The organism is Nocardia cyriacigeorgica, from assembly GCF_010868145.1.
GTDB classification, from domain to species: Bacteria; Actinomycetota; Actinomycetes; order Mycobacteriales; family Mycobacteriaceae; genus Nocardia; species Nocardia cyriacigeorgica_D.
In genome coordinates this window covers 1-437 of record NZ_JAAGUY010000059.1, presented here as the reverse complement: position 1 = coordinate 437, position 437 = coordinate 1, and the positions used below count along the sequence as shown (strand labels likewise).

Sequence of the window (437 nt, the reverse complement as noted above, 5' to 3'; positions counted from 1 at the left end):
GCATTGGTGCCGCTGATACCGAACGCCGACACCGCAGCACGACGCGGACGATCAACCACCGGCCAATCCCGCGCCGCGGTCAACAACCCCGCATGCCCCAACGCCCAATCCACCCGCGAGGACGGCGCATCGACATGCAGGGTTTTGGGCAACACCCCATAGCGCAGCGCCTGCACCATCTTGATCACCCCGGCCAACCCCGCCGCCGCCTGCGTATGCCCAATATTCGACTTGACCGAACCCAACCACACCGGCGCCACATCACGATCACGCTGACCATAAGTCGCCAGCAACGCCTGCGCCTCGATCGGATCACCCAACATGGTCCCCGTACCATGCGCCTCCACCACATCAACCTCAGCAGCAGACACCCCCGCATTCGCCAACGCACGCCGAATCACCCGCTGCTGCGACGGCCCATTAGGCGCAGTCAAACC

1 protein-coding gene is annotated in these 437 nt (G+C 64.5%); it reads right to left on the bottom strand.

Going from position 1 to position 437, the window contains the following annotated elements; all coding sequences use genetic code 11:
• A partial coding sequence (locus GV792_RS28750; protein ID WP_163828138.1) for a beta-ketoacyl [acyl carrier protein] synthase domain-containing protein occupies positions 1–437 on the bottom strand: 437 nt, incomplete at both ends.